Below are 26479 nucleotides of genomic sequence, written 5' to 3'. Positions count from 1 at the left end.
CGACAAACCGCTGCTGCAGGACGGGAAAAAAACCTTATATCAGCGGGTGCTCACGACCCCCGGCTGCAAGCTGGGTAAAACTGCCGGCGATGACAAAGGTGAATTACAACCGGCCTTTAGCTGCGGGGCGCTCAGTACGCTACTGCCGCCATACTCACCGGTCTGGCCCCTGGCTTCGGATGAGAACAACTCATCGCGCACCAGCTGTAACGTGGTGCTGCGCTGTTCACCTGAGGCGAGTGTAATCTGGATTTGTACCTGGCTGGCATTTGCCAGCAGCGGGTCAAGCAGAGGGGGTCCAATACGAAAACCACTGCCACCGGATAACGGATAGCCGTCATTGACGGTAAACGAGTGTGGCTTCGTGCTCCAGCTCGCATCCGGCTGCAGGTAGTGTTGCTCATTGTTGCAAAGCGTAAAGGTCAGGTCAGACAACATGACGGGTTCGCCGCGCAGGCGAATCATCAGTTGTGCATTCCCGGGTGCTGCCGGTTGGCAGGCGATGATTTTGGCTAGCATGGCATATTCTCTTGTTTCAGTTGGCTGATAATCACGCCAAGACTCTGGTTATGTTCGACGGAAATATCGCGGGTAGCGCTATGGCCGGCGTTGTCCTGAATAATTCTCATCAACGCCGAGAGCCAGTCCCCCATGTAGGCGATCCCAGGCTGAGGGGCGACAGGGGCCAGTTGTGGCAGTTCGTCGTTGATAAGCGATTTCTGGCGGACAAAAACCTTATTCTTCTCACCCACATAGCTATCGGGAACCTGCTCCGGTGGCAGCGAGAGATAACCAAACCAGGCGATGAAATCACGCATAGCCAACTGAGCCCGCAGTACCTGACGGGCCATGAGCTGATTGCGGCGCGTGCCTGCCTGTTCCTGGCCTGCCAGCGCGTGTTTCAACGTGCCTTCCAGATCCAGGCGCGTGGCTGCGGTGATCAGCTCTTCGCAAAGCAGGTTAATGATTTCACCGCTCATACCAAGCTGTTGCCAGTGAAGGGGGTGCTGCGGTAATTCTCGCAGGTGGGCTACCCACGCCTTGAAGGCGAGCTGGGCAAACTCGTCATCCTGCCCAACCCTTTGCGGCGCGGGTGTTGATTCAGCGACGGCGGGTTGTTCATCAGCAGGCGAACTTGCGAAGGGATTGTCTGCAAACGGATTGTCTCCAAACGGATTGGCCGCAAATGCATTCTGAGGGGCGTGGGGAACGCCAGCCTGCGGCTCGGGTTCCTGATTACGAATGCTCAGATAGATATTGTTCAGCTCATGAGTGGGGAGATCTAAACGGCTGATCATCTCACCCATACTGTGCGGGCTGGCGGATAAACCCTGCCACAGTTCTCTGGCGATGGCCTGTTTTTTCACTAACTGGCCGTCGCTGTCTTGTATATACCAGCGGCCAAGCAGCTGATCGCCTGTTTTAATGCGGCACTTCTGTAACTGTTCACCCAGGTGTTTCAGTTTGAAATCCAGATAAGCCACGCCTTTCAGCGCTTCGGCAAGACGGGAAATCCCCCCATCGTTGAACTTAAGCATGGCTTCCCAGGCGGCTTCCGGTTCGGCAACGTGTTTATTGACGTTTTCCCCACGGATAAAGAAGCTGCCCATTTTGTCGAGCGCCTCTTTATAGAGTGGGTCTAAAGCCACTTCTTTAGGTTTGGCATTTTCCCCGCCGGGTTTGCTTTCCAGCGTCAGGAAGGGGTTTGCCATGCCGGGTTTCCGGACAAGGAAGCAGTTGTTAAAGGGGGTATCCGGCGTCCATTTTGTCAGCCAGTTGCACTGCTTAAAGCGTTCAAGCAGCGTGATATGCATCATGCCTTCCAGGCCGTCTTTCAGCTGAGTTTCCGTATGCGTCAGGCCATCCGTGATGCGCTTATCACACATCGTGATGGCCCAGAACAGACCCGGTTTACTGTTTTTCCGGTCTTCCGGATTTTGGCCCTGAGTCTTTTCGACCCAGCGGTTTAACACCGGGCCGACATCCGTAACGTCACTTTGGCTAACCGCGCTGGCGCATACGACCAGGGCGTTCATTTCCTGATTATCGGTGTAACGCTCAAACAGGTAGGCGACTTTGCCGCGTAGCAGTAACTGCGATACGGGGCTGAGACCGTCCCGGCCCGCTTCTTTGAGCGTGGTTATCTTGAGGCGCCCCCGATAGCCAGGGAAATCGAGCAGGTCGGCCTCCTCCATTAAGCTCTTCTTACCCACTTCAGCCAGCGGGAAAATGAGTTCTGCCGTGAGTGCCGCCAACTCAGCCTGCCGCAGGGTGGCGCTGCCGGTCTGCGGGTTGTCCTTCCAGAAACGTATTTCGACTTCGCGATCACCGCCCGAACCGAGGCGATTCAGGCTGTCGACGTTCATGATGCTGCTGCTGTGATCGATAAGCGTATCCAGCGGCGCAAACACCATTTCTGCATGGTTGAGTCTCGTCAGGATATTCGCTAACGAACGATAGGTTTCGGTGAGTTCTGGCAGCTCGCCCCATAACAGAGAGAAGAGATCTGCCCGTTCGCTCGAACTGAGCGTTGGCGCGATTTTAAGCACCTGTGGCCAGTAGGCATGCTCCAGTTTTTCCACTGATTTTCTGAATGAAGTGTTGAGATAGTCCCACAGCGCAACGACATCTTCTCCGCTGACGCCATTGTTTGCCTGACCTTGATCTGCGCGCGTGAGGAAAGGGCGCAGCCGCTCTTCAATGCGGGTTTCATCAAGCTGATAACTCAACTGCTCGTGGTTGAAATCGCTAAACCAGGCGTTAGACAAAATCTTCGCCAGATCTATTTCGCTAAACAGGCGCAGGGGTACCGGATAACCGGGCGGGGTTTCGGTGGCCTGTTTCGTGAAACGGGTAACCAGGCCGGTGGCCTCTTTCCCCCCTCCGACAGGGTTCACCTGTTTGATAAAGTCTACCCGTTCGCCGCCATACCGTGCTTCCAGCTCGCCGTTACTGCCCGCGGCCAGTGCGGAAATCAGATAGGACTTGCCCGCTTGCGAGATACCAAAAAAACCCACCGTCATCGGTGTGGTCGCCACGCGGGTGAGGCCATTGGCGTGATTACGGGTACGCAATAACTCAATATTGAGCTTGTCAGCTTCGTTATCCAGGCGACGGGAGTGCGTTCGCACGGTGTCTACCCAGCCGAGTGCATTCAGGCAACCCTGCGAGATGGCTGCCCAACCTTGTTTAAGGGGATTTTGTTCATTGCTCATTATTTTTTAACACTCCCGCTGTCGAGCCAGTGCCGGCTGTCAATGAGTCCGGTATCGGGCATGGTATTGAGTTCCAGTTCCACGTCGCTCCTGGTAAAAGATTTATCGGTGTTACTGCTCACATCAGCGATGATCAGGCGATCGCTGATCAGCCCCAATTTGAGCGCTTTGCTTGCCTGATTGGTCGCAATAGCCAGCCTTACTTTGAGATAAGGTGAGCCATTATCATCAGACTTCGCCTCCGAAAATCTTTTACGGCCTTTTTCAGTGAAGCGCAGGGTATACAACGGGGCGGCGGACCAGCGCTCCGCATCCAGCTGGCGATAACCCAGGCGCAGATCGCCACGCATGATGATGCTCTGCGTCGTGGTCTCTCCGTCCTCATGGGGTATCTCCGGTAATTTGATCTGGCCATTTTCCGATTCGATATGGCGGTAGATGATATCGGCATCGCGGATCAGGCTATCCATATCGATGATGCCGATATGGCGGATGGTCGAGTAAGGCTTAAGCGCCGAGGTGCGGAAATGGAAATTAGGAATGCTGTGATTAGCGCACAGTTGCGACAACATCGCGCCCACGGATGCCGTGCTCTTTGGATCGTCGATATGACCGTTTTTATGGAACGGATACCAGGTGCCGGTCTGGTAGCCATGCAGGGCCAAAATACGGCCCGGAGGTAACGGCAGATTACGGCGAATGATGGCCTGGATCCCCGGCAATTGTGATGGCCGGCCTGTGAGCAGCAGCATGTCGCAGTTGTAGCAGGATAAAACCTCGCACAAGGCGGTGAGGACTTTATCGATATTGAATTTGCCCGAACACAGATCGTTATGCACCTTTGTCAGGGGCAGGTGGAGGCTGATATTCGTCAGTTTAAAGCCACTATTATTACCACCCGCTTTTTGTATTTCACGCAGGACAAAACCTTCGACTTCTTCGCTGATGCTGCCAGCCGGCAGCAACTCACTAACCTGCTGGCTGATGAGCAGGTGGGTTTGCTCATCCTGCGGGTCATAGCGTTCGTAGCTGCTAAGGATGTGCAGAGCCAGCGGGACGAACAGTTGTAAACTCAACTGCTGACGTAACACGGCTTCGGCTGCGCTGATATTTTGCGAGCCACACAACTGAGACATCAGGGTTTCAACCGAGAAAACCCCGGCTTCCTGAAGTGCCTGCCCGAAAGCTGGCAGCACATAGGACTGAATCACATCCAGCAGAATGTCATCGCCTGCGATTTTGAAACTATCACGAAAGCGCTGGTGGGGAATGATATGCGCATTGGCACCGCCACCGGACAAACCGTTGCGATCCAGACGATAATCCGTCACGACCAGGTCAGTCGTTCCGCCGCCGATATCGATTGAGGCAATGGTGATGGCTTCCCGATCTTTGCGGTCGGGACGCCCGATGGTGTCGAAAAACACTTCCGGGTGACCGGCGAAATTCTGATTAATCTCGGTATACAAATATACGAGCTGGGCACAGGATGCTTCGTCCCACTCCACGCGGATTTCAGGCAACGGGACCTTAATATTCTCCCTGTTGAGTGAACCCGGCTGGTTATCAACATCAGGATCGTTTTCGCCGATATGCCAGCGCAGGGATTTCCAGACCAGACCGACCGCCTGGCGCATTCTGTCCTCGAGGATGCAGCGTTCCGCCATTGGCAGTCCCGGCGGAACGGTCAGAATGATATTACGCAACTGGCGGGGGATACCGGCATGCCCCTGGCGAATACGCTGTTCCGGGCTGTTAATCTGGCTGATAGCCTGAGTCAGTACTTCCGACAACATGAAGGTCATCAAAGAGCTGCGTGAATAGCGCGGCGTAAAGACGGGAATGCGATCCATCTCATCTTCAATGGTATGCAGCGCCTGGCCTTTCTCATTGATCAGGTTGGCAAACGGAGCTGCGGTGGCGAGGGGATTTGTGTCTTGTACATAGCTGCCGTTAAAGCGCCATCCCTGACCATAGAATTTCTCATCCCACAGATAACGTTTGGGGCTGGATATTCCGGTGGACCCTTCACTGCCCCGGCGACGGGCCGCTAAGCGGCCGGCTTCACCGCCGATTCTGGCAATGGTTGGCCACTGGAAAGCATCATGACGACCGCTGCGGACCGAGAAATGGTCTTTGCCGAAAAAGGCCTGAGAAAACTCAACCCGGCTTTCGAAAGGATCGGTATATACATGCTCGGGAGAACTGAGATCGCGCAGTTTTAAAACATAATTTTGCGTCAGGCCTGAACCGGACTGCCCGTGATCTTCGATAAGAATGCCGCAGGTACGGGAATTGCCCACATCAAGGATCAAATCGACCGATATCGGCCTGATGGCGTTGGTTTCCCGGTTGGCAATCACACGAAATTGCGGCAGCTCGATGGTTGGCTCTTTCTGAGTTTGCAGGCCTTCAACCGGAATAGCCATCAGTGACAGCAGGTTGAGATAGTGGGCCAAAGGATATTGCTCGGCGAGTTCTTGCTCGCGCTCGTCAATGTCACGGCTTTTGCTGGCGTCAGTAAACACTTCTTTAAGCCAGTCTTTTACCCAATCCTGAGTCAGATACCAGTTAAGTGCATACGTCGCCGTCGCAACGGCAAATGTCGCGCCAGCGTTCACGTCTTCCTGATGTGGGCTCAGGTCGGCGGCAGCCTGTTGTTTGGCCATGATGCGGGTATCGATAGCCAGCGTCATTCGGTGACTATGACCATCCATGTCGGGTTCAGTCAGTTTCACTATGCGGAAACGTGCCCAGTTGAGTGGCCCTTCCTGATAAATATTCGGCGGACTAAAACGAAATAAAGGGAGAGGCAACCAGGTGCCTCCGAATAATTTGAGGCTCTTTTCAACGGGAATATCGTACTGGCTTCTGGCCTTCTCAATATTGTCAGGAGCCGGTTGATAGAAATGGTAATCGCGCTGCTCGTTGTAGATCAGACGGGTGAGCACACCGTTGGCGAGCTGGACAAATTCACCGGAAGGCAGACGACCGGGGAGGGTCAGGCCAAAATCCATAAACTGGATCCCGGAGTCGCCGACCAGTGTAATTTGACGATCATAAGAAACAATCTCAGGCAACATAATGTAATCCGCCCCTGTTTAGGTGTTGGGTTGAAGCATGCGAATAGGGAAGGTTTTGTCCCCATCATTGCTGCCGACGCAATCGGCGTGACCAGACGCTGGTGATTTGCACTCTATGTTTGGAACGATAAAGTTTGAGCCATCGCTGCATTTCATTTGTTCGGGAGTCGTAATGCTCAGGGCCCCTTGTTGCAGATTGCCCCTGGCGGAACCTGTGCAGGTTACGCCACTGGACTGACGTACGCGGACGGTGCCATTGCCGTGTTCAAAGTTGTATTGCAACTGCAACGGCCGACCGGTGAGCTTGTCCTGGATGCCACCGTTAGCACGCCACTGACCATTGAGAAACTGCGCCGGGCCATCCGGCAGGTCGGGCGGGAGTGTCAGCGGTTTTCCCTGAGCCGGCGTTGCTGGCGGCAGGGCGTCAGGCGTGGTAGCGGGTTGCGCAGGTTCATCGTTCTGAGCCTCTTTGCCGTCCGGCTGAGCTGGATCGGCTGATTGGGCTGCATCTCCCTCTTTGGCCTCGTTCAGTGGTTGCGGCGTGTCACCGGCCACATTGCTGGCATCGGGTGTGGAAAGGGCGTCAGGGCTGGCGGGCTGCCCGGTATCGGATGGCTGGCCTGAAAGGTTTTTTTCTGATTCAGCGGTGCCTGCAACAGGACTTTCTTCACCCGCCAGTTTTTGCGTGCTCAGGCCGGGATGTACCGCAGCATTCACCCCGGTGACATCAGGAGATGCGACGTGACTGTCTGTATGAGAGAGCGTTTTCTCCCCCGGGAAACCCGGCAGGCCAGGTAAGGAAAGAGAGGGCACGCAACCGCGGAGCAAACCCAGCAACAGAGCCAGCAGAAGCAGCGCAGGGACTAACCAAAGTAACCAACGCCAGCTCCAACGCCAGCTCCAGTTCCAGCGCCGGCTCCGGCGAACGGTCTCCACGACCGGAATATCGGATGATGCCGGGAGGATTTCTGGCGGCATTACGGGTTGCATAACAGGCCTGGTTGCGGCGGGAACGGGTGCCAGCTGCGCAACGGAAGACGGTTCCAGCCAGTGCATGGGATTACGCTGCTCGCCTGTCGGGTGAATAAACCCCCAAAAAGTAATCACGAGCACGCCGTTAACCAGATAGACAAAATCATAGTCAGGGAAATGAACGACCGATTTCAATAACTGAGCAAATACCCGACGATCGCCACCGGCTCCGGCCTGTTCTGTGTTGAGCTGCTGTTCACTTAAGGCCTGCACGGCTATCTGGAATTCATTGAATTGCTGGCGAGCTGAGTCCCGCTCGCTTTCGCTTGCCCCGCTCCAGGGGATCACGTCCCCCGGGAAGCTGCTGTACCAGTCCGTTCTGTCGCCTCCCTGGTCATTTTGCGGTACCGCAAGGTGGCGGGCCAGATCGCGTCCGGCATCCAGACGGTAGATGGCTTCACGTAGCTGAAATGCCATTTTGAACACGGGATAACCGGTTTCACCAAGCGCCTTAAACGAAGAGTTATGCCCAGTGCGTAACAGTGGTCCCTGAATCGAATTTCGCATTGTCTAAACCTTATAAGACTGTGAATTAATGCAAGTCATGGTGGATACGGCTAGTTTTTGCTTGCGCCTGGCGTCCACTTAAAACCCCAGCCAAAATGCTTGTCTAAAGACTCCCTGTCGCGGAAGAAGTTGTTGAGGCGTTCAACCTTGATGTCACCATCAACATTTTTTAATCTGGCGATCGCCGCGACATTATTGCGTTCGTTTCCGTCAGTCAGTGTGGAGCTTATGGGTGGCTGATCCGGGATATAAAGGGTGATGGTGGCATTGGTGCCTTGCCAGTTATCTGCGCCACCGTAGATGAAGCTGTAAATCAGCACCTCATCAATATCTTGCCAATTGCTGCCGTTAATGAAGAGCCATTCACCATCCTGATCATCACCGTCGCGCAGATCTTTTTGCAGCATCATGTAAGGCGGTTTCTCGTAGTCACCGAAGTATTTACTGAGTGCTTCGATCGCGCTTTTTTCCCCATTCTTGAAACGAACAAATGCCGCAATATCCAGATCGATAGGGTATTGCTGCGCGTGCTGTTGCCAGGTCAGGTTGACTTTGATTCGCCCAAAGTCCTTGCGCTTCGCAAGATTGATACTCGGGTTATCTTGCGTTAGCTGAGTACCTGCCTGTGTTGGCGCCGCCGGGGCAACCGCAACGGGCGTTGCTGGCGCAGGGGTAGGGGGAGCAAGGTGCTTATATCCCCACCAGGCGAGCGCCAGCAGTAAGAGTAAAAGCAGTAATAACAGCCAGGGCCATATGCGCCGCCGTGAGGGCAACGTGGCCGCAAAGTGTGGTGTTTGCTGCGCGGGAAGCGCCTGCGAAGGAATCGCCCAGTTGATTAATACAGGCTCGCCAGCCACGCCATAACAGGTCAACCCCTGAGAATGGGTGAGTAACATCTGCAGCGCATGCGCGGATTTCTCCTCCCCACGGGCGGCAAGCTGTTCAATCAGGCCCGCAAGAATCCCCTGATATTGCTGGCGCTTGTTTTGAACGGTGAGCTGTTCAGCCTCGCTCAGTGAGGAGAGCGGTTTCGCCAGCCCCTGACGCGCGGTCCACCACTCAAGGTTGCCTTCAAAGCCCCGGCGTGCGGTAGCATAAAGCAGTGCAAGAGAAGGCGGCAGGTGACGGTGGATAATCGCGACCGTCTCCTCGTAAGTTGCCAGAGTAGAATCATCAATTGGCGCTGCGCTCGTTAGTCGTTGCATAACCTGGAATCGTTTTTATTGCCGTTGGCCTCAGTCGCTTTACAGGCAACTGTCGGCATATCCGTAAGCGATATCAGCATCGTTATGTCACTGCTATCGCTTGGTCCATTTCGTGCAAGGTGGCGGCCACCGGGAGCGCCACGTCAACTGCGCTTTTAGCGAAGGGTATTCGCCTGCTCAAGCGCCTGAATTCTGTTCTTGGCGTCAGCGATTTTTTTCTCAACGGCGGCAATTTCGCTGTCGCTGCTGGCTTGCTGAGATTGCTTTTGCAGTTCCTGCAGTTTTTTAATTTCCTGCTGGCGTTGCTTGTTCTGCACTTTGCCTGACTGAAGGCGCTTCAGCGTTTGTGCTAAATCTGAGCGTGCAGCCGCTAATTTGGCTTGCTCATTTTCAAGTTGCTGGTGAGAGGCTTGCTCCCTATTTTCTGTATTCGCCAGATCTTGTTTAGCGAGATTATTTTCCCGCTGGCTCTGCAATACTTGTTGCTCCTGCGCATCGACTTTTTGTCTGTAACCGCCGGAGGTTGTGCAACTCAGTTTGGTTATAAAGCTGGGGTCTTGAGCATGCAAATCGCAGTCCTGGGGAGACGTTGCGCAGCCTGCCAGTAATAATGAGGCGAACAGTACGTATTTTTTCATGAAGCATTCCATGAACAGAGGCAATTAATAAAAGGATGAGATCACAAATAGAATAATAAGGGTCGATAATAATACCGACCCGTAATTATTAACCCAGTGAAATAGCCTGGCGCTGACTGAACATGCCGTTCGCTTCGGATTCCAGAGCGGCAATTTCATTATTAAGCTGGCTATATTTTTGGTTCAGTGTTTCTAGTTTGTTTTTATCTGCTTTTGACGTTGCATCTGACTTCTGTCCCTGCAGGGCGACTTTATAACCTGCAGCTCTGTCTTTCATCGCTTTAATAGTGCCTCTCATCTCGCTGATATTGGCATCAATCTGAGACAGCTGTTTCGTGGCGTTTGCTTTATCAAATCCAGCTTTATCTTTTTGCAGGCTTATTTGGGTCAGTGTTTTCTGGTTATCACTGATAACCTTCTTCATCACGACGGCTTTTTTCTCTACATCAGCAGTATCTTTAGTGATGTTTGAGTCCATTGCCTGCAGGCGATCGGCGGTTGTGGCATAATCTTTCTTCAGGCTGTCCAGGTAGTAGTTGGCCGTCATACCCACCGCACAACCGGCAGCGCCACCAATAGCCGCACCGGCAACGGCTTTTTTAGTATCGCCTGCCATCGCACCGGCCAGAGCGCCAAGGCCAGCACCCGCCAGAGCGCCCACACCGCAGCCCTGAGCGCCGGATGCGCTAAAGAATTTGGCTTGTTCACCGCTGGTCAGTCGGGCATCAGGTTTGGTATCAGACAAGAGAGAACTGCCGGTGCTGGCGCAGCCACTCAGAAGAAGAGTAATAGAAACCAGAACACAGGTTGCGCTACGATTAAACTTATTTACCATCGTTTTATCCTTAAATTATCAAATAGAACAGCGTTAGACGTTATTGTGCTGACCATCGATATCATTGATGTAAAAAATTCATTGGAAGCCAGAGCGATTTATCAATGTTGCGACATGGTGATTAATTTATAATCATTTTTCGGGGTGTTATTCCCAACAACGATTTTCTTACTTTCCCATTCAGCTATGCATGTCTGAATAACGATATATTCTGCCAACAGGGGGCTTTATCGATAAAGTATCCGGTACATATCGGCACACAAACCGAAACCTTTAGCGATAAATTGAAAAAAAATTAAATATAACGACAAGCATACTCCTGTATGCCTGATTTTATGAAAAGCCACGTTTTTGAGCGGCTGTTGATATTGATGTCAGTCTGTTATAGCGGCATGAGGAGACGTATTTTGTACTGATACCGGCAAACTTTCGTTATTTTCTCCGACTTCTGTCGCTATCCTGAGAAGATTAAAACCAGTTGTATTATTCCTGAACGAACCCCGGCGGGTATAGATTCAATGCTTTCATCTTTATTATTTTAGGTATCCGAAATTTAATGCTTCATCTTTTTTGATTTACTCTCTTTTGCAATCATTTCTGCGGGGGCATTTTAAAAAGGTGATGATGAAATTAAACAAGAGATTCTGCCGGGAACCTCTTGTTTACATTCTGAACCCTGCTCAACCCCATTAAATCAGTACCGGTACCGTGAGCTCTCTTGCATAGCTGATGAAATCGGCCAGAGCTTTATTTTTCTGGTGTCGCTGCCAGCTTAATGTCAGCGTGGATGTCGCACCGGGGTCGCTCAGGAAACAGTAATTCACATCCGGCAGCATCACCGATCTTTGCGTTTCAGGCACTAACGTAACCCCCATTCCCATCGATACCAGCCCGATGGCGACCGACACATCCCGCGTAAACTGAATCTTTTGTGGCACAAACCCGGCCTGCTGACAGGCATTCAGCGCAGACCAGCCAAGGCCTACGCCGGGCGGATCCTTCTGGATAAGAAACGGGGAATCCGCCAGGGAGGACAGGGCGATTTTTTGCCCTGAACCGGCAGGATGGTTACGTGGCAGTACGGCAATCAACGGTCGCGTCGCGATGTTGAGATAGTCCAGTTCCGGAAAGCGCGGTACCGGTGAGCGTACAAGTGCGATATCCAGCTGATAATTGAGCAGAAGTGTTAGTTGCTCGTGAACGTTATGTTCTTCAATAACGATCTCAATACCGGGTTTCTTCTTGCGGTAACCATTAATTAACAGTGCCAGTGCCGGGTCCAGAATCGAAGAACCTACGTAGCCAAGTTTGAGTTGCCCCTGATGCCCCAGCCGTAAACTGCGCGCATTTTCGAGAAATTTCTCGTAATGATTGATGGCGATCCGCGCTTCTTCTACCAGCTGTTGCCCCTCGAAAGTCAGTGCCACATGGCGCTTGTCGCGGGTGAACAGCGGGATCCCCAGTGACTGCTCAAGGGTTTTGATGTGCAGGCTCAGCGCGGGCTGAGCGATGTTGAGTTGCAGGGCGGCTTTACCAAAATGCAGAACTTCTGCCAGCACTACAAATGAGTGTAATTGTCGGTAATCCATACGTCCTCCGGTGCATTTTCTTCATAATAATCCCTTATCAAAGAGCCGGGTATTGTTATTGGACTCTTATCACCAATCCTTTGCAAACTGGCCAGGCAGTAAGGAGGAAATCAGTACAACATCACTGAATTTTATTCCTCTGTCTCCAGGATGGAGCGGGGCTTAACGCACCGCTCCATCACCCGATTACACGAATTCTAGGGCCATTGAGATGTCTGAAGAACAGAAAAAAGTGACTGATCTTCGCTCCGCACTGGAAGTATTAAGCCAGTACGACGACGAATTGATCTACACCGATGAACCCGTTGACCCCATCGCGGAGTTATCCGGTGTATACCGCTACGTAGGTGCACACGGCACCGTCAAACGTCCGACTCAAATCGGGCCGGCGATGATCTTTAATAAGGTCAAAGGCTATAACGACATGCGGGTGCTGATTGGTCTGCTGTCTTCCCGTAAACGTGTTGCGCGTCTGTTTGGCACCACGCCGGAAAACCTGGCGTTTATGCTGAAAGATTCCGTATCAAATCCTATTCCGCCAATCGTCATTCCACGCGAAAAAGCGGTCTGTCAGGAAGTCGTTCATCTGGCGACTGATCCGGGTTTTGATATCCTGAAAATCCTGCCAGCGCCAACCAATACACCGGAAGATGCCGGCCCGTATTTCACTCTCGGCATGTGTTATGCCGCTGACCCTGAAACCGGCGAGCATGACGTTACCATTCACCGCCTGTGCGTTCAGAGCAAAGACGAAATTTCCATGTATTTCGTGCCTGGCCGTCACCTTGATACTTTCCGTCAGAAAGCCGAAGCCGCAGGCAAACCACTGCCTATCACCATCAGCATCGGCGTTGACCCTGCCATTGAAATCGGTGCGTGTTTTGAGCCGCCTACCACACCGCTGGGCTTTGACGAACTGTCTATCGCTGGCAGCCTGCGCAATCAGGCCGTCGAACTGGTGGATAGCCTGACCGTCAATGCGCGCGGGATTGCTAACGCAGAAGTGGTTATCGAAGGTGAACTGGTGCCGAACTATCGCGTTCGCGAAGACCAGAACACCAATACCGGCAAAGCCATGCCTGAATTCCCAGGTTATACCGGTGCAGCGCAGGCCGAAGTGCCTGTGATTAAAGTAAAAGCGATTACTCACCGCCGCCACCCGATCCTGCAAACCTGTATCGGGCCGAGTGATGAACACACCAACATGGCGGGTATCCCGACTGAAGCCAGTATTTTGCAGATGGTCGAACGCGCTCTGCCAGGCTTTGTGCAAAACGTTCACTGCCCGTCTCCGGGTACCGGTAAATACCTGGCGGTATTGCAGGTGAAAAAACGTTTTGCGGCTGACGAAGGCCGTCAGCGTCAGGCTGCGCTGTTGGCGTTTGCTGCATTCTCCGAGCTGAAACACGTCATGCTGGTGGATGAAGACGTCGATGTGTTTGATCTCAATGACGTTATCTGGGCGATGACCACCCGCTATCAGGGCGACGTCAGCACCGTCTTTATTCCAGGCGTGCGCTGCCATCCGCTCGACCCGTCTTCCGATCCGGCTTTCAGCCCGTCGGTACGAGACCACGGTATTGCCTGCAAAACCATTTTCGACTGCACAGTACCTTATAACCTGAAAGCGAATTTCCACCGCAGCGAGTTCCTCGAAGTGGACGTAAACCGCTTTATCCCAGGTTTTACTAAAAAGTAACCAGCAATAAGTAATAAGGAGACAGCATGTCAGGGTCTGCATTTAAGGCACCACAGAAACCCCGCGTTATTGTCGGGATCAGCGGCGCGTCCGGGTTCTCTTATGGCGTTCAGGCGTTACGTTACCTGCGCCAGCTCGATGTGGAAACGCATCTGGTCATTTCCCCGGCCGGCCACCTCAACCGTGAGCACGAAACCACGCTGACTGAAGCGGACGTGGCGGAACTGGCGGATGTGGTTTATCCCTTCCGCGCGGTAGGGGCGGCGATTGCCAGCGGATCATTCCGTACGCTCGGTATGCTGGTGGCGCCTTGTTCGATGCATACCCTGGCGGCTATCGCCACCGGCCTGACGGATAACCTGCTGACGCGGGCGGCGGACGTCGTTTTAAAAGAACGACGCCGGCTGGTACTGATGGTGCGTGAAACACCGCTGCATGCGGGGCATCTGCGCAACATGCAGCAGGTGACTGAATCCGGCGGGATTGTTTTCCCGCCGGTACCTGCCCTGTACGCAAGGCCGACAAGTGTTGAAGACATTATTGCGCATAGCGTGGCGCGCGCGCTGGGTCTGCTGGATCTGGATTGTGCCGATCTGCCTCGCTGGGGCGAAAACATGCAGTTAATGACCAGGAGTAAAGACTCGTGATTATCGGACCTTATATCAACGGCTCCGCCGTATTGCTCGGGGGTATCGTCGGCGCGTTGCTCAGCAACCGCCTGCCGGAACGCCTGCGTAACTCTATGCCCCTGATTTTCGGGGCGGCTTCCATGTGTATGGGCGTCGTTTTGGTAGTCAAAGTCAGCCATATGCCCGTCATGGTGCTGTCGGTTATTCTCGGCGCACTGCTGGGTGAACTCTGCTATCTGGAGAAAGGCATCGGCAAACTGGGCAGCAAAGCACGCAGCCTGGTTGAGATTTTTGTGAAGTCCGAACAGGGCGATCAGGAGTCTCAGGAGAAATTTTTGCAAAGCTACGTGGCGATTATCGTGCTGTTTTGCGCCAGCGGCACCGGGATTTTCGGTTCCATGCATGAAGGCATGACCGGCGATACCAGTGTGCTTATTGCTAAATCGTTTCTGGATCTGTTTACGGCGGCAATTTTCGCCACCACGCTCGGTTTTGCCGTCGCCGTGGTAGCGGTTCCGCAACTAATCATCCAGTTACTGCTGGCCTATGGCGCGGTATTTATTCTGCCGCTGACCACGCCCGAGATGCAGGCCGATTTCTCTGCCGTCGGGGGTGTTTTAATGTTCGCGACCGGTTTCCGGATTTGCGGCATCAAAATATTCCCCGTCGCCAATATGTTACCGGCGCTGGTGCTGGCGATGCCAATTTCCAGCCTGTGGGTTCACTTTTTTTAAACGATATGCATACAGCAATTAACGACATCCGCATTTGCGGGGAATAACGCGTTTTTATCTAAGAAGAAACAGGTTCTGTCATGATAAAAAATAAAATTTCCGTTGCGCTGGCATTATTCATGCCTTTCGCAACTTATGCAGCAGAGAATATTCCGTCCACACCAGAAGTTTTAAAAGTGACCTCATCAGCTGATGACGGCAGTGCAGGTACGTTGCGCTGGGCGCTGGAGAAAAATAACCAGAATCCCGGACATTACCGCATTGAGCTTCAGTCTCCTGATAGCCAGCCGTTAGTCATTAAGCCGGTTAAACCGTTGCCGGAAATTCTCGGGCCGGTGGATATCATTAACCTCGACTGGCAGAAAAATGGTAAATACGCCGCCATTGATGGCTCCGGTTACATCAAAGGTAACGAACCTCAATCCTGTCCTGGCGCGGTCAGCGGCCAGTACGGCGCGAATGTTCGCACAACCACGATGCCTGGCCTGGTGTTACGCGATACCCATGATGTCACCTTACAAGGCGTCGAAGTCCGTAATTTCTGCATCGGTATTCTGATTAACCGCGCCAAAAATAACGTCATCGAAGACAGCCGTATCGTGGGCAACCACGGTGGTGCGGGGATCATGATGACCGGTGATGACGGCAAGGGGAATTCCACGGCGACCACCACCGAGCGTAATAAAATTATCCGCAATACCTTCATTAATAATGGCGACGCGATGGAAGCCACGCGCGGTGCATCATTTAACCTGATTGCGGAAAACTTTATTACGACCGATGACGTGAATAATAAAGAACCTTCTCAGGGGCTGGAAATGCTGTGGGGGAATGATAACGAAGTGCTTCATAACCATTTCGAAAACTATTCCGACGGCGTGCAACTGAACTGGGGGAACCGCAACTATATTGCCGGTAACACGTTCACCAACCTGTCTTCCGCCGTCACGCTGAGCGGCACCGGGAATATCGTTGACAGCAATATCATGACCGGCAACCGCGTTGCGGTCTCCGTACGTCCGCAGGGTGAGCCGGGTAAAAACGGCACATTTGGGATTAACCGTATCACCGGGCCTGCGGTTAACCGCATCACAGCCAACATCATGGTGGACAACGGTAAACCTGTGAAACGCTGCTTTGCTGGCGGGAGCTGCCTGGACGGGTATGCCGGTGCGATTGTCTTTAATGTACCGGGCCTGGAACACGCTGCCTTTATCGGCAACCGTGGCGGTGGCATCAGTAATGACACCAGCAAACTCGAAAAAATCTGCGCGATTGACGGTCAGTCAGCAGACTGCGAGAAAACCCCGAATAAAGACCAACAGGCACCGGCCATTACCCGCGTAAGCCGTACCCAGAACGCGCTGACCATTGAGGGTCAGGTGAAAGGTGAAGCCAATACGCTGTACCGCGTCGAGTTCTTCTCTAACAGCAAATCTACCGAAGACGAAGCTGAAAATTATCTGGGTTATCAGATGGTGCCAATTAATGCCAAAGGGCAGGGCGTCATTCATGACCAGATTAATATCGCGTCAGACCTGCAGGTCGCAAACATCACCTCAACGGCGACCACCAACGACGGTGCGACTTCTCCATTGAGTAAACCGACCGCGCTGAAATAATAAGTCATAGCCAATTTTGTCCTGACAGAGTGCATTCCCTGCAAATATAAAAACGTCGCCAGGTGGTTATTACCGCCCGGCTGACGCGTCACGATGTTCAACAGGAAACTATGATGAAATTTACCAAAACAATTTTAGCGATTTCGCTTTTGCTTAGTGTCCAGGGTGCGGTAATGGCAGCACAAACCAGTGCACCGGCGGCTGCGGTTATGCAGCGCCACGCTGAGCCAATCACGATTCGTAAAACGGTTATCGGTGAAGGCACACCTAAAATTATCATCCCTACTACCGGAGCAACGGCAGATCAGGTACTGCAACAAGCTAAAACCATCGGTGCAGACACTGATGCTGACCTGATTGAATACCGGATCGATTATCTCGATTTTGCTGACGACGCTGCAAAAGTGGGCGCGCTCGGAAAACAGGTAGCCGCTGCTGCGGATGGCAAACCGCTGATCCTGACATTCCGTACAAAATCTGAAGGTGGCGTGAAAACCATCAGTGACAAAGCTTATGGTGATCTCTATCTGTCGCTCATTAAAGACGGCTTCATTGATATACTGGACGTCGAAATGTTCCGCGATGCGAAAGTCGTCAACCAGGTCGTCACAGCTGCCCATAAAGCGGGGATCAAAGTGGTGATGTCCAGCCATGATTTCCACAAGACGCCTTCTGTAGATGAAATGGTAGCCCGTCTGCGTAAACAAGACAGTATGGGCGCTGACATCCTGAAAATTGCCGTCATGCCGCATAATTCTGAAGATGTCGCCAGACTGATGGATGCGACCGGGCAAATCCGCGACAAATATTCCCTTAAACCATTACTGACCATGTCAATGGGTGGCCTGGGGGCCGTATCGCGTCTTTCCGGTGAAGTGTTTGGTGATGATCTGACTTTCGGCATGCTGGGCACGCCTTCAGCCCCTGGCCAGATTGAAGCACATCAGCTGCATCAGGAAATGGATACCCTGCATCTCGCCATCGCAAACCACTGATCTTATCCGGCAGAGCGTCTTTGCGCTTCTGCCGTCTCCTTCCGGCTTCTCAATTTTCTGTCTCTTCCCCCGGATCATGGGCTGAGTGCCGATCGCACATTTAGTTAACGACCATTAAATAAATGTCTTGCACAAAGTCTCCTCGGCCTTTAGTATTTACTTATCGAACGTTAATTAATAAATAACGTTGACCTGAAACCGGGGTTCCTGAAGAAGGCATCCCAAACCAAATTAACGAACAGGAATTAACATCATGAAAACTATCGCAATGACAATCGCCGCCCTGACTCTGGCAACTGCTTCTTTCTCGACTCTTGCCGCAACAGAAGTGGAATCCGCGCCTCTTACCCTGCATTCAGCCGGTATCGTAAGCGCCTCATCTAACGGTGACCTGAGCACACTGCAGTCAAAACTGAATGCCAAAGCAAACGCGGCGGGCGCAACGTCATATCGCATCATCGGCGCTTCTGGTGAAAACCACATGTACGGTACTGCTGAGCTTTATAAATAATCAAGAAAATCAAGGGTAAAAGGCATTAAGTTGGGGGATAAACCGACTGGATGTGAGATCGGACAGAAAACAGCTTTGCACAAAAACGTTGATGACAATGTCTGCAAGGCACAAATAATCGAATTGAGGAAATTATCATGAAAACTATCGCTATGACTTTCGCCGCTATCGCACTGGCAACTGCATCATTCACAACCCTGGCTGCAACAGAAGTTCAGTCTGCCCCGGCCGGTCAGCAGGCTCTGGGTATGGTTAGCGCATCTACCAGCGGTTCATTGTCTGGCCTGCAATCAGAACTGAATGCAAAAGCTGAACAGGCCGGTGCCAGTTCCTACCGTATTATCGGTGCTTCCGGTAATAACCAGTTGTACGGTACTGCTGAACTCTACAAATAAGATGTCACAGCAGTATGCAGAAGAGGCGGCAGTTGCCGCCTTTTTCGTGTGTACGGCGCAGAGCCGTGGGGCGTTTAGTGATATTTGTGAAAATAATTATTGCGGATTTTGCGATTGATAAAAGCATGGAGACCGCTGCCGGCCTTCGCCATCGCTTTCATGCGATCCACATCTGCCAGCCCGGGTCGGATAGAGTTGTAGATATAGTGCCAGCCATCTTTAAACTTTATCGTAATTGAATCTTCCGTTGTTATGAAAGCGACGATACCCGAATTCCCCCCCCGATTTTGGTACCTTTCCATCCCACCTCCCTCCCGGTCACATTGGGTTTAGACCAGAATAATTTAAGATTTAAGTTAAATTATAATAGCCACATTTATTTTCAGGTTATGTGATCTGGCAGAATTTTTTTAATGTGTGACTGTTTGCGGAGGAATGGAAGCCACGGGGATCCCCGCCGAAAGTGGTTTGTGCGGCAAGCATCCGTAAACTGATGCCCTGAGGTTTAATGAAAACTCAGATAAAAATGGTCGTATAGCGGCTTGATCCGCAATCTGCGGTAATCCTCAATCACGGGTTTCACCCCTAAATTGTGCAGCCCGGAATGTGGCGTTTTCACTTCCACCACCTGACAGCCTGCAGCCTGTACCGATGTTAACCCTGCAACGGAGTCTTCAAATCCCACACATTCTGACGGTTCAACCCCCAAACGGCTGGCCCCCAGCAAAAATGGCTGCGGGTGGGGCTTGCCCCAGATAATGCTTTCACTGGTGATCAGCACTGGTGGAAAAGGCAAACCCGAACAGGTGATACGCGCAGACGCGACGTTAAGTGAACCCGACGTCACAATCCCCCAGGGAACACCCAGCGTATTTAATTGCAGAAGAAATTCCCGCGCGCCGGGCAGGGCATTAATTCCTTCCGTATGCGTCGCTTCATAGTGTTCCAGTGTCAGAAAAATAGCCTGCAACTGAGCGTCTCCTGCATCGGGGAGAAAGTGTTTCAAGGTCGCCATCGCGGGTTTTCCGTGTAAAAAATGACGCACTTCTTCACTATCCAGCCCATATTGCCCGGCCCAACGATTCCACGAACGTTCGACAAAATCGAGAGACGTCACGAGTGTTCCATCCAGATCAAACATCAGCGCGTTACAGTGCATATTTCCACCCTGTTAAATAATGTCTGACCTCATCTTAGTGAGCAACATGACAATTAAAAGGGTAATAAAAGTGTCTTTATATAAATAAAATGACCTTATTGCGTTTTTCTTAACCTGTGATGAAGATCTCAAAAAATAACTTTGTAATAAAATAATAGATTATTTCTTTAAAATCATATTGTTGACGATATTATTGTGGGAATTAAAATTGGGAGGGTAATCACAATTTTGTAGTTATGAAATTCAGATACAGCAAAGGACACAATATTACTATTTTAAGGTTTCCATTCTCCCACGAGGATAGAGTCATGGATGGCAAATAACACAACGCCGTCAAATGATCTTAACGCGGAGAAGTTATGGCTGAGCAATTAATTTATACCTGTAAATTGATAGAGGGGATCCATGCCCGGCCTGCCGGACATATTGAGCGCCTGTGCAATACCTTCCGTGCAGATATTCGCTGGGAAAACACCCGTACCGGAATTACCGCCAATGCAAAAAGTGCGCTGGCACTGGTGGGCACTGATACGCTATTGAACGATCTTTGCGAGATTACGGTATGCGGCGAGGATGAGTTTGATGCCAGTTTGCAGCTAACTGATTTACTGGATAATTTGCGCCACCTCGAAGAGGCTTCACTGGCCGACCTTCCGGCCGCTGATACGTCACTGCCACGCACTTTACGTGAAATGCATCCGGTTTATTTACACGGCACGCGGATCTGCGGGGGTATCGCTATTGCCCGTCCGCTGATTTGCCAGAGTATCAGTTTCGCTCAGCTTGAAAATCTGGCACCTGAAGAATTTGCCGGGCAAAAAGAAGAAATATCGCGTTTCCGCGAGGGGATCAATGCGCTAAAAAATGAAAAAATTACCCGTCTGGAAAATATCTGTGGGGTGGAGCGCGATATTATTGAAGCCCACCTGTCGATTATTAGCGATATTACATTTTCTACTCAGGTTGAAGCCAATATTGACCAGCAGATGAATGCCTATTCTGCCGTTGTTTCCGCTGCCAGTGCGTTCTGTGAAATTCTCAGCCACTCCGCAAGTAAATACATCAAAGAACGGATGCTGGATGTCATGGATATTACCCTGCAACTTCTGATGAAAATGCACGGGGAACTGGCGTTGCCACAGCTTGAAATAGTCTTTACTGAACCGACGCTTCTTATTGCCGACCGTCTGACTCCCGGGAAATTTTTAGCGCTCGATAAATCACTTCTGGCAGGAATGGTGCTTTCTCATACCGGCAAAACATCGCATACGGCGATTCTGGCCCGTTCTTTGGGGATTCCGACCATTACCGATCTTGATGATGTCCTGATGGCGGGCGAAAAACGGCAGAGGATGGTGCTGGATGGCAATCTGGGTTTGTTAATTCCTGAGCCGGATGCGGCGGTACTCCGCTATTACGAAAGTGAGATTGCGGTATGCGCGGTTAAACAAAAACAGATGCTGACCAAAGTGCAGGATCTGGCCCTGACTGACGATGGTCATCGTCTGGATGTGCTGGCGAACATTGGCAGCAGCCCGGAAGCGGAAAATGCTTTTAACCAGGGTGCAGACGGTATCGGGTTATACCGGACCGAAATGGCTTTTATGGATCGTCCGCAACCGCCTTCTGAAGAAGATCTTGTCCGGCAATACAGTGAAGTGCTGCAGCAGGCAAATGAAAAGCCCGTTATATTTCGCACGATCGACATCGGCGGGGATAAGCCCGTTGAATATCTGAATATTCCCGAAGAGGAAAATCCTTTTCTGGGTTACCGGGCAATCCGTATTTATCCCGAATTTATCAGCTTGTTTAAGACCCAGCTGACGGCGATCCTCCGTGCTTCAGCAACCGGGCATGCAAAAATCATGATCCCGATGATCGCCTCTGTCGATGAAGTGATCTGGTGCCGTGGCGTGCTGGAAGAGGTTAAAGCCGGGCTGAAATCACGCGCTTTGCCTTTTAACGCGGCTATCGAAATGGGCGTGATGCTTGAAGTACCGTCGGTACTGTTTGCTGTGACCGAAATTGCCCGTTACGCCGATTTCTTCAGTGTCGGCAGCAACGATCTTACTCAATACCTGTTCGCCGCCGATCGCGGAAATACGCGGGTTGAGAAAGTTTACGACAATTATTCTCCGGCTTTCCTTCGCGCCCTGAAATTTGCTGTGGACGAGGTACACCGTGAAGGGCGATGGATAGGCATCTGTGGCGAACTGGCGGCGGATCCGCTTTTGCTGCCGGTACTGGCCGGAATGGGGTTTGACGAATTAAGCATGAGCGCTTCGGCGATCCCTGCGATCAAAAATGATATTTCAGGGCTGAACCAGGTGAAGTGCCGGCAGCTGGTGGCGAAAATTCTGGCCGCCGGGAACTCCTCTCAGGTGAAATCTCTTCTTACCCACCCGGATGTTGCCGTGGATATTTCACGCCCCATCCTGACGCAGGGCTGTATTTTGAATAACGTTGCGGCTGGCAGCCGTAATGAAGTGATTAAAACTTTAACGGATAACCTCTGGTTACAGAGCAGAACGGTAAACCGTGAAAAACTCGCCGAAGATGTCTGGAAACGTGAGGACTCATTTCCTACTGCCGTGGGATATGGTTTCGCAATACCCCATACAAAGTCAGATTATATTTCCCATTCAACGATCAGTATTGCCAAATTACAGGAGCCCGTTCAGTGGGCAGAGCAGTCGGTGAATATCGTTATTATGCTGACTATTCGCAAGGACAGTTCCGACAATGAACATATGAAGTATTTCTCCCAGCTAGCCCGAAAAATAATGAATGAGGATTTCAGAAATGAAATAAGCCGCAGTAAAACGGTCAGTGAGATTTATAAGACAGTCGCTCAGGCAATAGACGTAGAACTCTAATTATTAAAAATAATCATTACCTCTCACCCTACATGAGGTCTCTATGCTCAGTTTATTGAAAAATACCAAGCGTCATTTTATGACCGGCGTTTCATACATGATCCCCTTTGTGGTCGCCGGAGGGGTTTTGCTGGCCTTGTCGGTGATGTTAAACGGCAAGGCTGCCGTGCCCGACCATGGCTTTCTTAAAGCGATGTCGGTCATTGGCATCGCAGGCCTGAGCCTGTTTATCCCCATCCTTGCCGGATTTATCGCTTACTCAATGGTCGAAAAACCGGGTATCGCACCGGGGGCAATCGGCGGCTATCTGGCTAACCAGATGGGCGCGGGGTTCCTTGGCGGTATGCTGGCGGGGATTATCGCCGGGCTGGTGGTCTGGATGTTGCTGCAAATTATTGCCCGCCTGAAAGTGCCTGATTTTCTGCGTATGGTTCTGCCGATTTTCGTCATTCCGCTGGTCGGCACCTTTATTACCGGCATCGCGATTTATTACGTCGTCGGGGATCCGGTGGCCTGGATCATGAAATCCCTGAGCCTCTGGCTGGCGGGTATGCAGGGGGCATCTTTCGTGGTTCTGGGGATTATTCTTGGTTGCATGATCACGTTTGACATGGGCGGGCCTGTCAATAAAACCGCCTTCTTCTTTGCCGTCGCACTCATCACCACCAATCCACAACTCATGGCCGCCGTCGCCGTTCCGGTCTGTACGCCTCCGCTTGGTCTGGCGCTGGCGACGTTCTTCTTCAAAGGCATTTTTAATGATGAAGAGCGTGAAGCGGGCAAACCCGCTTTCGTCATGGGGCTGATCGGCATCAGCGAAGGCGCCATTCCTTTTGCCGCCGCTGATCCGATGCGTGTTATTCCCGCGAACATGTTCGGCGGCGCCGTCGGCTCCATCATTTCGTTATGGTTTGGGGCCACCAATGCCGCGCCATGGGGCGGGCTAATCGTTCTGCCGATTATCGGCAATCCCGTCGGTTACGTTATCGCCGTGATTTGTGGTTCAGTCGCGACAGCTGTCGCCGTAAAGGTGTTGAAAACCGTAATGAAACCGAAGTTTAAAGCAGAGAAAGAACTCGATATTTCTTTCGATTGATTAACAACTGGAGAAACTATGAAAAACACACTTAAGCAGTACGTTGACTACATCGTTAAAGGCGGGAAATCCTCAATGCTGGGGATTGGACCGATGTCACCTGCGCTGATCCAGGCTTGTTTCGAACTGGGAAAAGAGAAAGATTTGCCACTGATGTTTATTGCCAGCCGTAATCAGGTGGATGCCGATGAGTTCGGTGCCGGGTATGTCAATAACTGGGATCAGTTCCGCTTTGCGGCCGACCTGAAAGCGGTCGCGGAAAAAGTGGGTTTTGACGGTGATTACTTCCTGTGTCGTGACCACGGCGGCCCGTGGCAGCGTGATAAAGAACGTAAAGATCATATCCCTGAAAGCGAAGCCATGGTACTGGCGCGCCGTTCTTACGAAGTGGATATGGACGCCGGTTTCGATCTGTTACACATCGACCCGACTAAAGATCCGTATGTCGTCGGCAAGGCGATTGATATCGAAATTGTTCTGCAACGCACGGTGGAGTTGATTCAGTTCTGCGAAGACTATCGTCAGAAAAAGGGACTTAAGCAGTTTTATTATGAAGTGGGAACCGAAGAAACGAATGGCGGGCTGACGTCCATTGAAGCGTTTGAAGAGTTTATTATTGAACTCAATACGCGGCTCGATGTTGCAGGTTTGCCACGTCCGTTATTTATCGTGGGCCAGACCGGCACTCTGACGCGTCTGACGCGTAACGTCGGCCACTTTAATGATGTTCAGGCCAGTCAGTTATCCGATATCAGTAACCGCTACGGCGTCGGGTTGAAAGAACATAACGGCGATTATCTGCCGGATGATATTCTGCTCAAACATCCTGGGTTGGGGATTACCGCCATGAATGTGGCCCCGGCTTACGGCACCTGGGAAACCCGTGCTTATCTGACACTGCATGAAGTGGAGAAAGATCTCGCGTCTAAATCTTTGATCCCGGCCGCGTCGAATTTTAAAACGGTGCTGACCCGAGCTTGTGTGCTGAGCCACAAATGGGAAAAGTGGATCACGGATGAACATAAAAATAAATCTGAAGAGCAGATATTTAATGAACCGGATTTATTAAAAGAAATTCTCGAATTAAGTGGGCATTACAATTACGAGAAAAATGACGTTGTCGCCGAAATGAAAAAAATGTTTTCTAATCTTTCGCGTTTCGGTATCGAACCACAACCTTACGTGGTGAATAAAATTAAAGATGTCATTCAGAATGAAGCTGAATGTTTTAATATGCCGGGGCTGACAAGTCGAGTTTATAAGGCGTAATTTACACTCCATATCCTCTCAGGTATTAAAATATGACTCTGTTAATTGCTGTAACGGCCTGTCCTACAGGGGTTGCGCACACCTATATGGCGGCGGAAGCATTATTAACTGCCGCACAGAAAAAAGGGTGGTCTATTAAAGTCGAAACACAAGGGGCCAGTGGCGTGGAGAATGAATTAAACTCCACTGATATTGAAAGTGCAGATATGGTGATACTGACGAATGATGTCAGCATTAAAGATGAAAACCGTTTTTCGCATAAAAAAATAGTCCGTGTAGGGTCTAATACGGCTGTGCGACACGCGGATAAAATCATGCTAAAAATCGCCGAAAACCTCGGTATTGTCTGACTGTAACAGACGTATTCCTTGCGGCAAAGTTCAGCGTTATCTGGCCTGAAGCCACAGAACGCTGAACTTCTGTGAGTCATGTCGTAAAGCTTGAGTAAAACACAATAACGTTATGTTAATGACTATGTAATAGTGAGGAGTTACCCGGCAGATGCAGGATCAGAGAGGCCATGAGCGCATTTATTCAATCGATACTCAGTGAATTCAGCAGCATTTACGCGAATGCCAGTTCGGTATTCGTCGCGAACGGCCGCGCTGAGCCACCGGGAATGGCTTATCGCCTGCATTTGCCCCGCCTGGAACTTACAGTGAAAGGCGTAATGAACATGTTAGTGGCAAAAGGCTCCGATAAAATTATCAAATTTGAGCAACCGGTCGGCACCATGACGTATATTCCGGCCAATGGCTGGAATTTGCCGGACTGGTCAACACCGGTGATTTCGTTGTCGCTGGTATTTTCGCGGCAGGACATTGGTTTTAGCATCATTAACTGGGATGGTCATCAGTTCAAAGAAGTGGAGAAATTCGCATTACAGAATGCCAGTGTGAATATCCGCGAGCCTATTCTTCAGCTCACCGAAGAACTTGCCTGGGAGCAGGATTCCACGACGGAAACCTTTTCACATCTGGTGCTGGCACTGGTGAATAATATCTATGATCAGCTTAACCATTCGCCTTCCGTAGCCCTCAATTCTTCACTGATAGAGGATATTAAACGATATATCGACAACAACTTCGACAGTGGTGTTAACCGTGATTCCGTCGCCACATTCTTTAATATTTCACCCAGCTATCTTTCCAGGCTGTTTGCAAAATCTTCTGACTGCAAATTTAATGAATACCTGACGCAGACGCGTATCGCCAAATCAAGGCTGTTACTGACGAACACCACGTTGAAAATACGGGAAATTTCTGTGAAAAGTGGGTTCACGGACAACAATTATTTCTGTAAGGTTTTTAAAGAAATCAATGAGTGCACGCCTCTTGAATACAGAAAAATCAACCGTAATCACTCATTCACGAATAAATCAAAATAAGGA

The 26479-nt window shown here is 51.2% G+C and carries 22 protein-coding genes; 12 read left to right on the top strand and 10 right to left on the bottom strand.

From position 1 onward, the window contains the following. Window positions 1-39: 39 nt before the first annotated feature. From CWS43_RS08315 to CWS43_RS08280, 8 genes are all read right to left on the bottom strand, one after another. On the bottom strand, window positions 40-519 hold the full coding sequence (locus tag CWS43_RS08315) for a hypothetical protein (protein ID WP_232776777.1): 480 nt from the start codon (window positions 517-519) through the stop codon (window positions 40-42). Then, on the bottom strand, window positions 513-3215 hold the full coding sequence (locus CWS43_RS08310) for a virulence factor SrfC family protein (RefSeq protein ID WP_101076446.1): 2703 nt from the start codon (window positions 3213-3215) through the stop codon (window positions 513-515). Before CWS43_RS08310 ends, CWS43_RS08315 begins: the two co-directional genes overlap by 7 nt. After that, window positions 3215-6298 (bottom strand): virulence factor SrfB, encoded by a 3084-nt coding sequence (locus CWS43_RS08305; RefSeq protein WP_101076445.1) that lies wholly within the window; start codon window positions 6296-6298, stop codon window positions 3215-3217. The genes CWS43_RS08310 and CWS43_RS08305 overlap by 1 nt, the downstream gene beginning before the upstream one ends. An 18-nt stretch (window positions 6299-6316) precedes the next feature. Further along, on the bottom strand, window positions 6317-7837 hold the full coding sequence (locus CWS43_RS08300) for an SrfA family protein (protein ID WP_101076444.1): 1521 nt from the start codon (window positions 7835-7837) through the stop codon (window positions 6317-6319). Window positions 7838-7887: 50 nt separating this feature from the next. Continuing rightward, window positions 7888-9042: a tellurite resistance domain protein gene (locus CWS43_RS08295; RefSeq protein WP_101076443.1), complete on the bottom strand. Its 1155-nt coding sequence runs from the start codon at window positions 9040-9042 to the stop codon at window positions 7888-7890. A 155-nt stretch (window positions 9043-9197) separates the two neighbouring features. Then, the gene (locus CWS43_RS08290; protein ID WP_101076442.1) at window positions 9198-9680 is read right to left on the bottom strand and encodes a hypothetical protein; all 483 of its coding nucleotides are present in this window, start codon (window positions 9678-9680) and stop codon (window positions 9198-9200) included. Window positions 9681-9768: 88 nt separating this feature from the next. Beyond that, on the bottom strand, window positions 9769-10515 hold the full coding sequence (locus CWS43_RS08285) for a hypothetical protein (RefSeq protein ID WP_101076441.1): 747 nt from the start codon (window positions 10513-10515) through the stop codon (window positions 9769-9771). 689 nt (window positions 10516-11204) lie between these two features. Continuing rightward, entirely contained in the window at window positions 11205-12104 is a 900-nt protein-coding gene (locus tag CWS43_RS08280; RefSeq protein WP_101076440.1) for a LysR substrate-binding domain-containing protein, read from the bottom strand. Window positions 12105-12315: 211 nt separating this feature from the next. Between CWS43_RS08280 and CWS43_RS08275 the strand changes: the two genes are divergently transcribed. The 7 genes from CWS43_RS08275 to CWS43_RS08245 all read left to right on the top strand — a co-directional run bounded on the left by CWS43_RS08275 (window position 12316) and on the right by CWS43_RS08245 (window position 18689). After that, the gene (locus tag CWS43_RS08275) at window positions 12316-13803 is read left to right on the top strand and encodes a UbiD family decarboxylase (protein WP_101076439.1); all 1488 of its coding nucleotides are present in this window, start codon (window positions 12316-12318) and stop codon (window positions 13801-13803) included. 26 nt (window positions 13804-13829) lie between these two features. Next, window positions 13830-14450 (top strand): UbiX family flavin prenyltransferase, encoded by a 621-nt coding sequence (locus tag CWS43_RS08270; RefSeq protein WP_101076438.1) that lies wholly within the window; start codon window positions 13830-13832, stop codon window positions 14448-14450. Continuing rightward, the gene (locus tag CWS43_RS08265) at window positions 14447-15166 is read left to right on the top strand and encodes a DUF554 domain-containing protein (protein WP_101076437.1); all 720 of its coding nucleotides are present in this window, start codon (window positions 14447-14449) and stop codon (window positions 15164-15166) included. The genes CWS43_RS08270 and CWS43_RS08265 overlap by 4 nt, the downstream gene beginning before the upstream one ends. A gap of 80 nt (window positions 15167-15246) precedes the next feature. Continuing rightward, window positions 15247-16788: a NosD domain-containing protein gene (locus tag CWS43_RS08260; RefSeq protein ID WP_101076436.1), complete on the top strand. Its 1542-nt coding sequence runs from the start codon at window positions 15247-15249 to the stop codon at window positions 16786-16788. Window positions 16789-16961: 173 nt separating this feature from the next. After that, the gene (gene aroD / locus CWS43_RS08255) at window positions 16962-17783 is read left to right on the top strand and encodes a type I 3-dehydroquinate dehydratase (protein ID WP_232776774.1); all 822 of its coding nucleotides are present in this window, start codon (window positions 16962-16964) and stop codon (window positions 17781-17783) included. Window positions 17784-18036: 253 nt separating this feature from the next. Continuing rightward, complete coding sequence (locus CWS43_RS08250) at window positions 18037-18294, top strand: YdgH/BhsA/McbA-like domain containing protein (RefSeq protein ID WP_101076434.1); 258 nt, start codon at window positions 18037-18039, stop codon at window positions 18292-18294. A gap of 137 nt (window positions 18295-18431) precedes the next feature. Next, on the top strand, window positions 18432-18689 hold the full coding sequence (locus CWS43_RS08245; protein ID WP_101076433.1) for a DUF1471 domain-containing protein: 258 nt from the start codon (window positions 18432-18434) through the stop codon (window positions 18687-18689). A 74-nt stretch (window positions 18690-18763) separates the two neighbouring features. Here CWS43_RS08245 and CWS43_RS08240 read toward each other — a convergent pair whose 3' ends face one another. Both CWS43_RS08240 and CWS43_RS08235 read right to left on the bottom strand, forming a co-directional pair. Then, window positions 18764-18991: a hypothetical protein gene (locus CWS43_RS08240; RefSeq protein ID WP_101076432.1), complete on the bottom strand. Its 228-nt coding sequence runs from the start codon at window positions 18989-18991 to the stop codon at window positions 18764-18766. A gap of 203 nt (window positions 18992-19194) precedes the next feature. Next, window positions 19195-19848 (bottom strand): HAD-IA family hydrolase, encoded by a 654-nt coding sequence (locus CWS43_RS08235; protein WP_101076431.1) that lies wholly within the window; start codon window positions 19846-19848, stop codon window positions 19195-19197. Window positions 19849-20207: 359 nt separating this feature from the next. Here CWS43_RS08235 and ptsP point away from each other — a divergent pair, with 359 nt between their 5' ends. The 5 genes from ptsP (at window position 20208) to CWS43_RS08210 (ending at window position 26476) form a co-directional block, all read left to right on the top strand. Next, window positions 20208-22724, top strand: a complete 2517-nt coding sequence (gene ptsP, locus CWS43_RS08230; protein ID WP_101076430.1) for a phosphoenolpyruvate--protein phosphotransferase — start codon at window positions 20208-20210, stop codon at window positions 22722-22724. 43 nt (window positions 22725-22767) lie between these two features. Then, window positions 22768-23820: a PTS fructose transporter subunit IIC gene (locus CWS43_RS08225; protein ID WP_101076429.1), complete on the top strand. Its 1053-nt coding sequence runs from the start codon at window positions 22768-22770 to the stop codon at window positions 23818-23820. Window positions 23821-23838: 18 nt separating this feature from the next. Then, window positions 23839-25089, top strand: coding sequence for a class II D-tagatose-bisphosphate aldolase non-catalytic subunit (locus tag CWS43_RS08220; RefSeq protein WP_101076428.1), 1251 nt, complete (start codon window positions 23839-23841; stop codon window positions 25087-25089). Window positions 25090-25121: 32 nt separating this feature from the next. Next, entirely contained in the window at window positions 25122-25439 is a 318-nt protein-coding gene (locus CWS43_RS08215) for a PTS fructose-like transporter subunit IIB (protein ID WP_101076427.1), read from the top strand. Window positions 25440-25609: 170 nt separating this feature from the next. Further along, complete coding sequence (locus CWS43_RS08210; RefSeq protein WP_101076426.1) at window positions 25610-26476, top strand: AraC family transcriptional regulator; 867 nt, start codon at window positions 25610-25612, stop codon at window positions 26474-26476. Window positions 26477-26479 lie beyond the last annotated feature (3 nt).

The organism is Rahnella sp. AA (genome assembly GCF_002834385.1).
Taxonomy (GTDB): Bacteria; Pseudomonadota; Gammaproteobacteria; order Enterobacterales; family Enterobacteriaceae; genus Rahnella.
This window is presented reverse-complemented; position numbering and strand designations above follow the sequence as displayed.

What these genes read in the sequence shown, in the direction of transcription:
- CWS43_RS08220 (WP_101076428.1), top strand. Translation starts at nt 23,839, where the DNA reads ATGAAAAACACACTTAAGCAGTACGTTGACTACATCGTTAAAGGCGGG.
- ptsP (WP_101076430.1), top strand. Translation starts at nt 20,208, where the DNA reads ATGGCTGAGCAATTAATTTATACCTGTAAATTGATAGAGGGGATCCAT.
- CWS43_RS08315 (WP_232776777.1), bottom strand. Translation starts at nt 519, where the DNA reads ATGCTAGCCAAAATCATCGCCTGCCAACCGGCAGCACCCGGGAATGCA.
- CWS43_RS08290 (WP_101076442.1), bottom strand. Translation starts at nt 9,680, where the DNA reads ATGAAAAAATACGTACTGTTCGCCTCATTATTACTGGCAGGCTGCGCA.
- CWS43_RS08285 (WP_101076441.1), bottom strand. Translation starts at nt 10,515, where the DNA reads ATGGTAAATAAGTTTAATCGTAGCGCAACCTGTGTTCTGGTTTCTATT.
- CWS43_RS08280 (WP_101076440.1), bottom strand. Translation starts at nt 12,104, where the DNA reads ATGGATTACCGACAATTACACTCATTTGTAGTGCTGGCAGAAGTTCTG.
- CWS43_RS08245 (WP_101076433.1), top strand. Translation starts at nt 18,432, where the DNA reads ATGAAAACTATCGCTATGACTTTCGCCGCTATCGCACTGGCAACTGCA.
- CWS43_RS08295 (WP_101076443.1), bottom strand. Translation starts at nt 9,042, where the DNA reads ATGCAACGACTAACGAGCGCAGCGCCAATTGATGATTCTACTCTGGCA.
- CWS43_RS08250 (WP_101076434.1), top strand. Translation starts at nt 18,037, where the DNA reads ATGAAAACTATCGCAATGACAATCGCCGCCCTGACTCTGGCAACTGCT.
- CWS43_RS08310 (WP_101076446.1), bottom strand. Translation starts at nt 3,215, where the DNA reads ATGAGCAATGAACAAAATCCCCTTAAACAAGGTTGGGCAGCCATCTCG.
- CWS43_RS08240 (WP_101076432.1), bottom strand. Translation starts at nt 18,991, where the DNA reads ATGGAAAGGTACCAAAATCGGGGGGGGAATTCGGGTATCGTCGCTTTC.
- aroD (WP_232776774.1), top strand. Translation starts at nt 16,962, where the DNA reads ATGGCAGCACAAACCAGTGCACCGGCGGCTGCGGTTATGCAGCGCCAC.
- CWS43_RS08210 (WP_101076426.1), top strand. Translation starts at nt 25,610, where the DNA reads ATGAGCGCATTTATTCAATCGATACTCAGTGAATTCAGCAGCATTTAC.
- CWS43_RS08260 (WP_101076436.1), top strand. Translation starts at nt 15,247, where the DNA reads ATGATAAAAAATAAAATTTCCGTTGCGCTGGCATTATTCATGCCTTTC.
- CWS43_RS08225 (WP_101076429.1), top strand. Translation starts at nt 22,768, where the DNA reads ATGCTCAGTTTATTGAAAAATACCAAGCGTCATTTTATGACCGGCGTT.
- CWS43_RS08275 (WP_101076439.1), top strand. Translation starts at nt 12,316, where the DNA reads ATGTCTGAAGAACAGAAAAAAGTGACTGATCTTCGCTCCGCACTGGAA.
- CWS43_RS08235 (WP_101076431.1), bottom strand. Translation starts at nt 19,848, where the DNA reads ATGCACTGTAACGCGCTGATGTTTGATCTGGATGGAACACTCGTGACG.
- CWS43_RS08300 (WP_101076444.1), bottom strand. Translation starts at nt 7,837, where the DNA reads ATGCGAAATTCGATTCAGGGACCACTGTTACGCACTGGGCATAACTCT.
- CWS43_RS08270 (WP_101076438.1), top strand. Translation starts at nt 13,830, where the DNA reads ATGTCAGGGTCTGCATTTAAGGCACCACAGAAACCCCGCGTTATTGTC.
- CWS43_RS08215 (WP_101076427.1), top strand. Translation starts at nt 25,122, where the DNA reads ATGACTCTGTTAATTGCTGTAACGGCCTGTCCTACAGGGGTTGCGCAC.
- CWS43_RS08305 (WP_101076445.1), bottom strand. Translation starts at nt 6,298, where the DNA reads ATGTTGCCTGAGATTGTTTCTTATGATCGTCAAATTACACTGGTCGGC.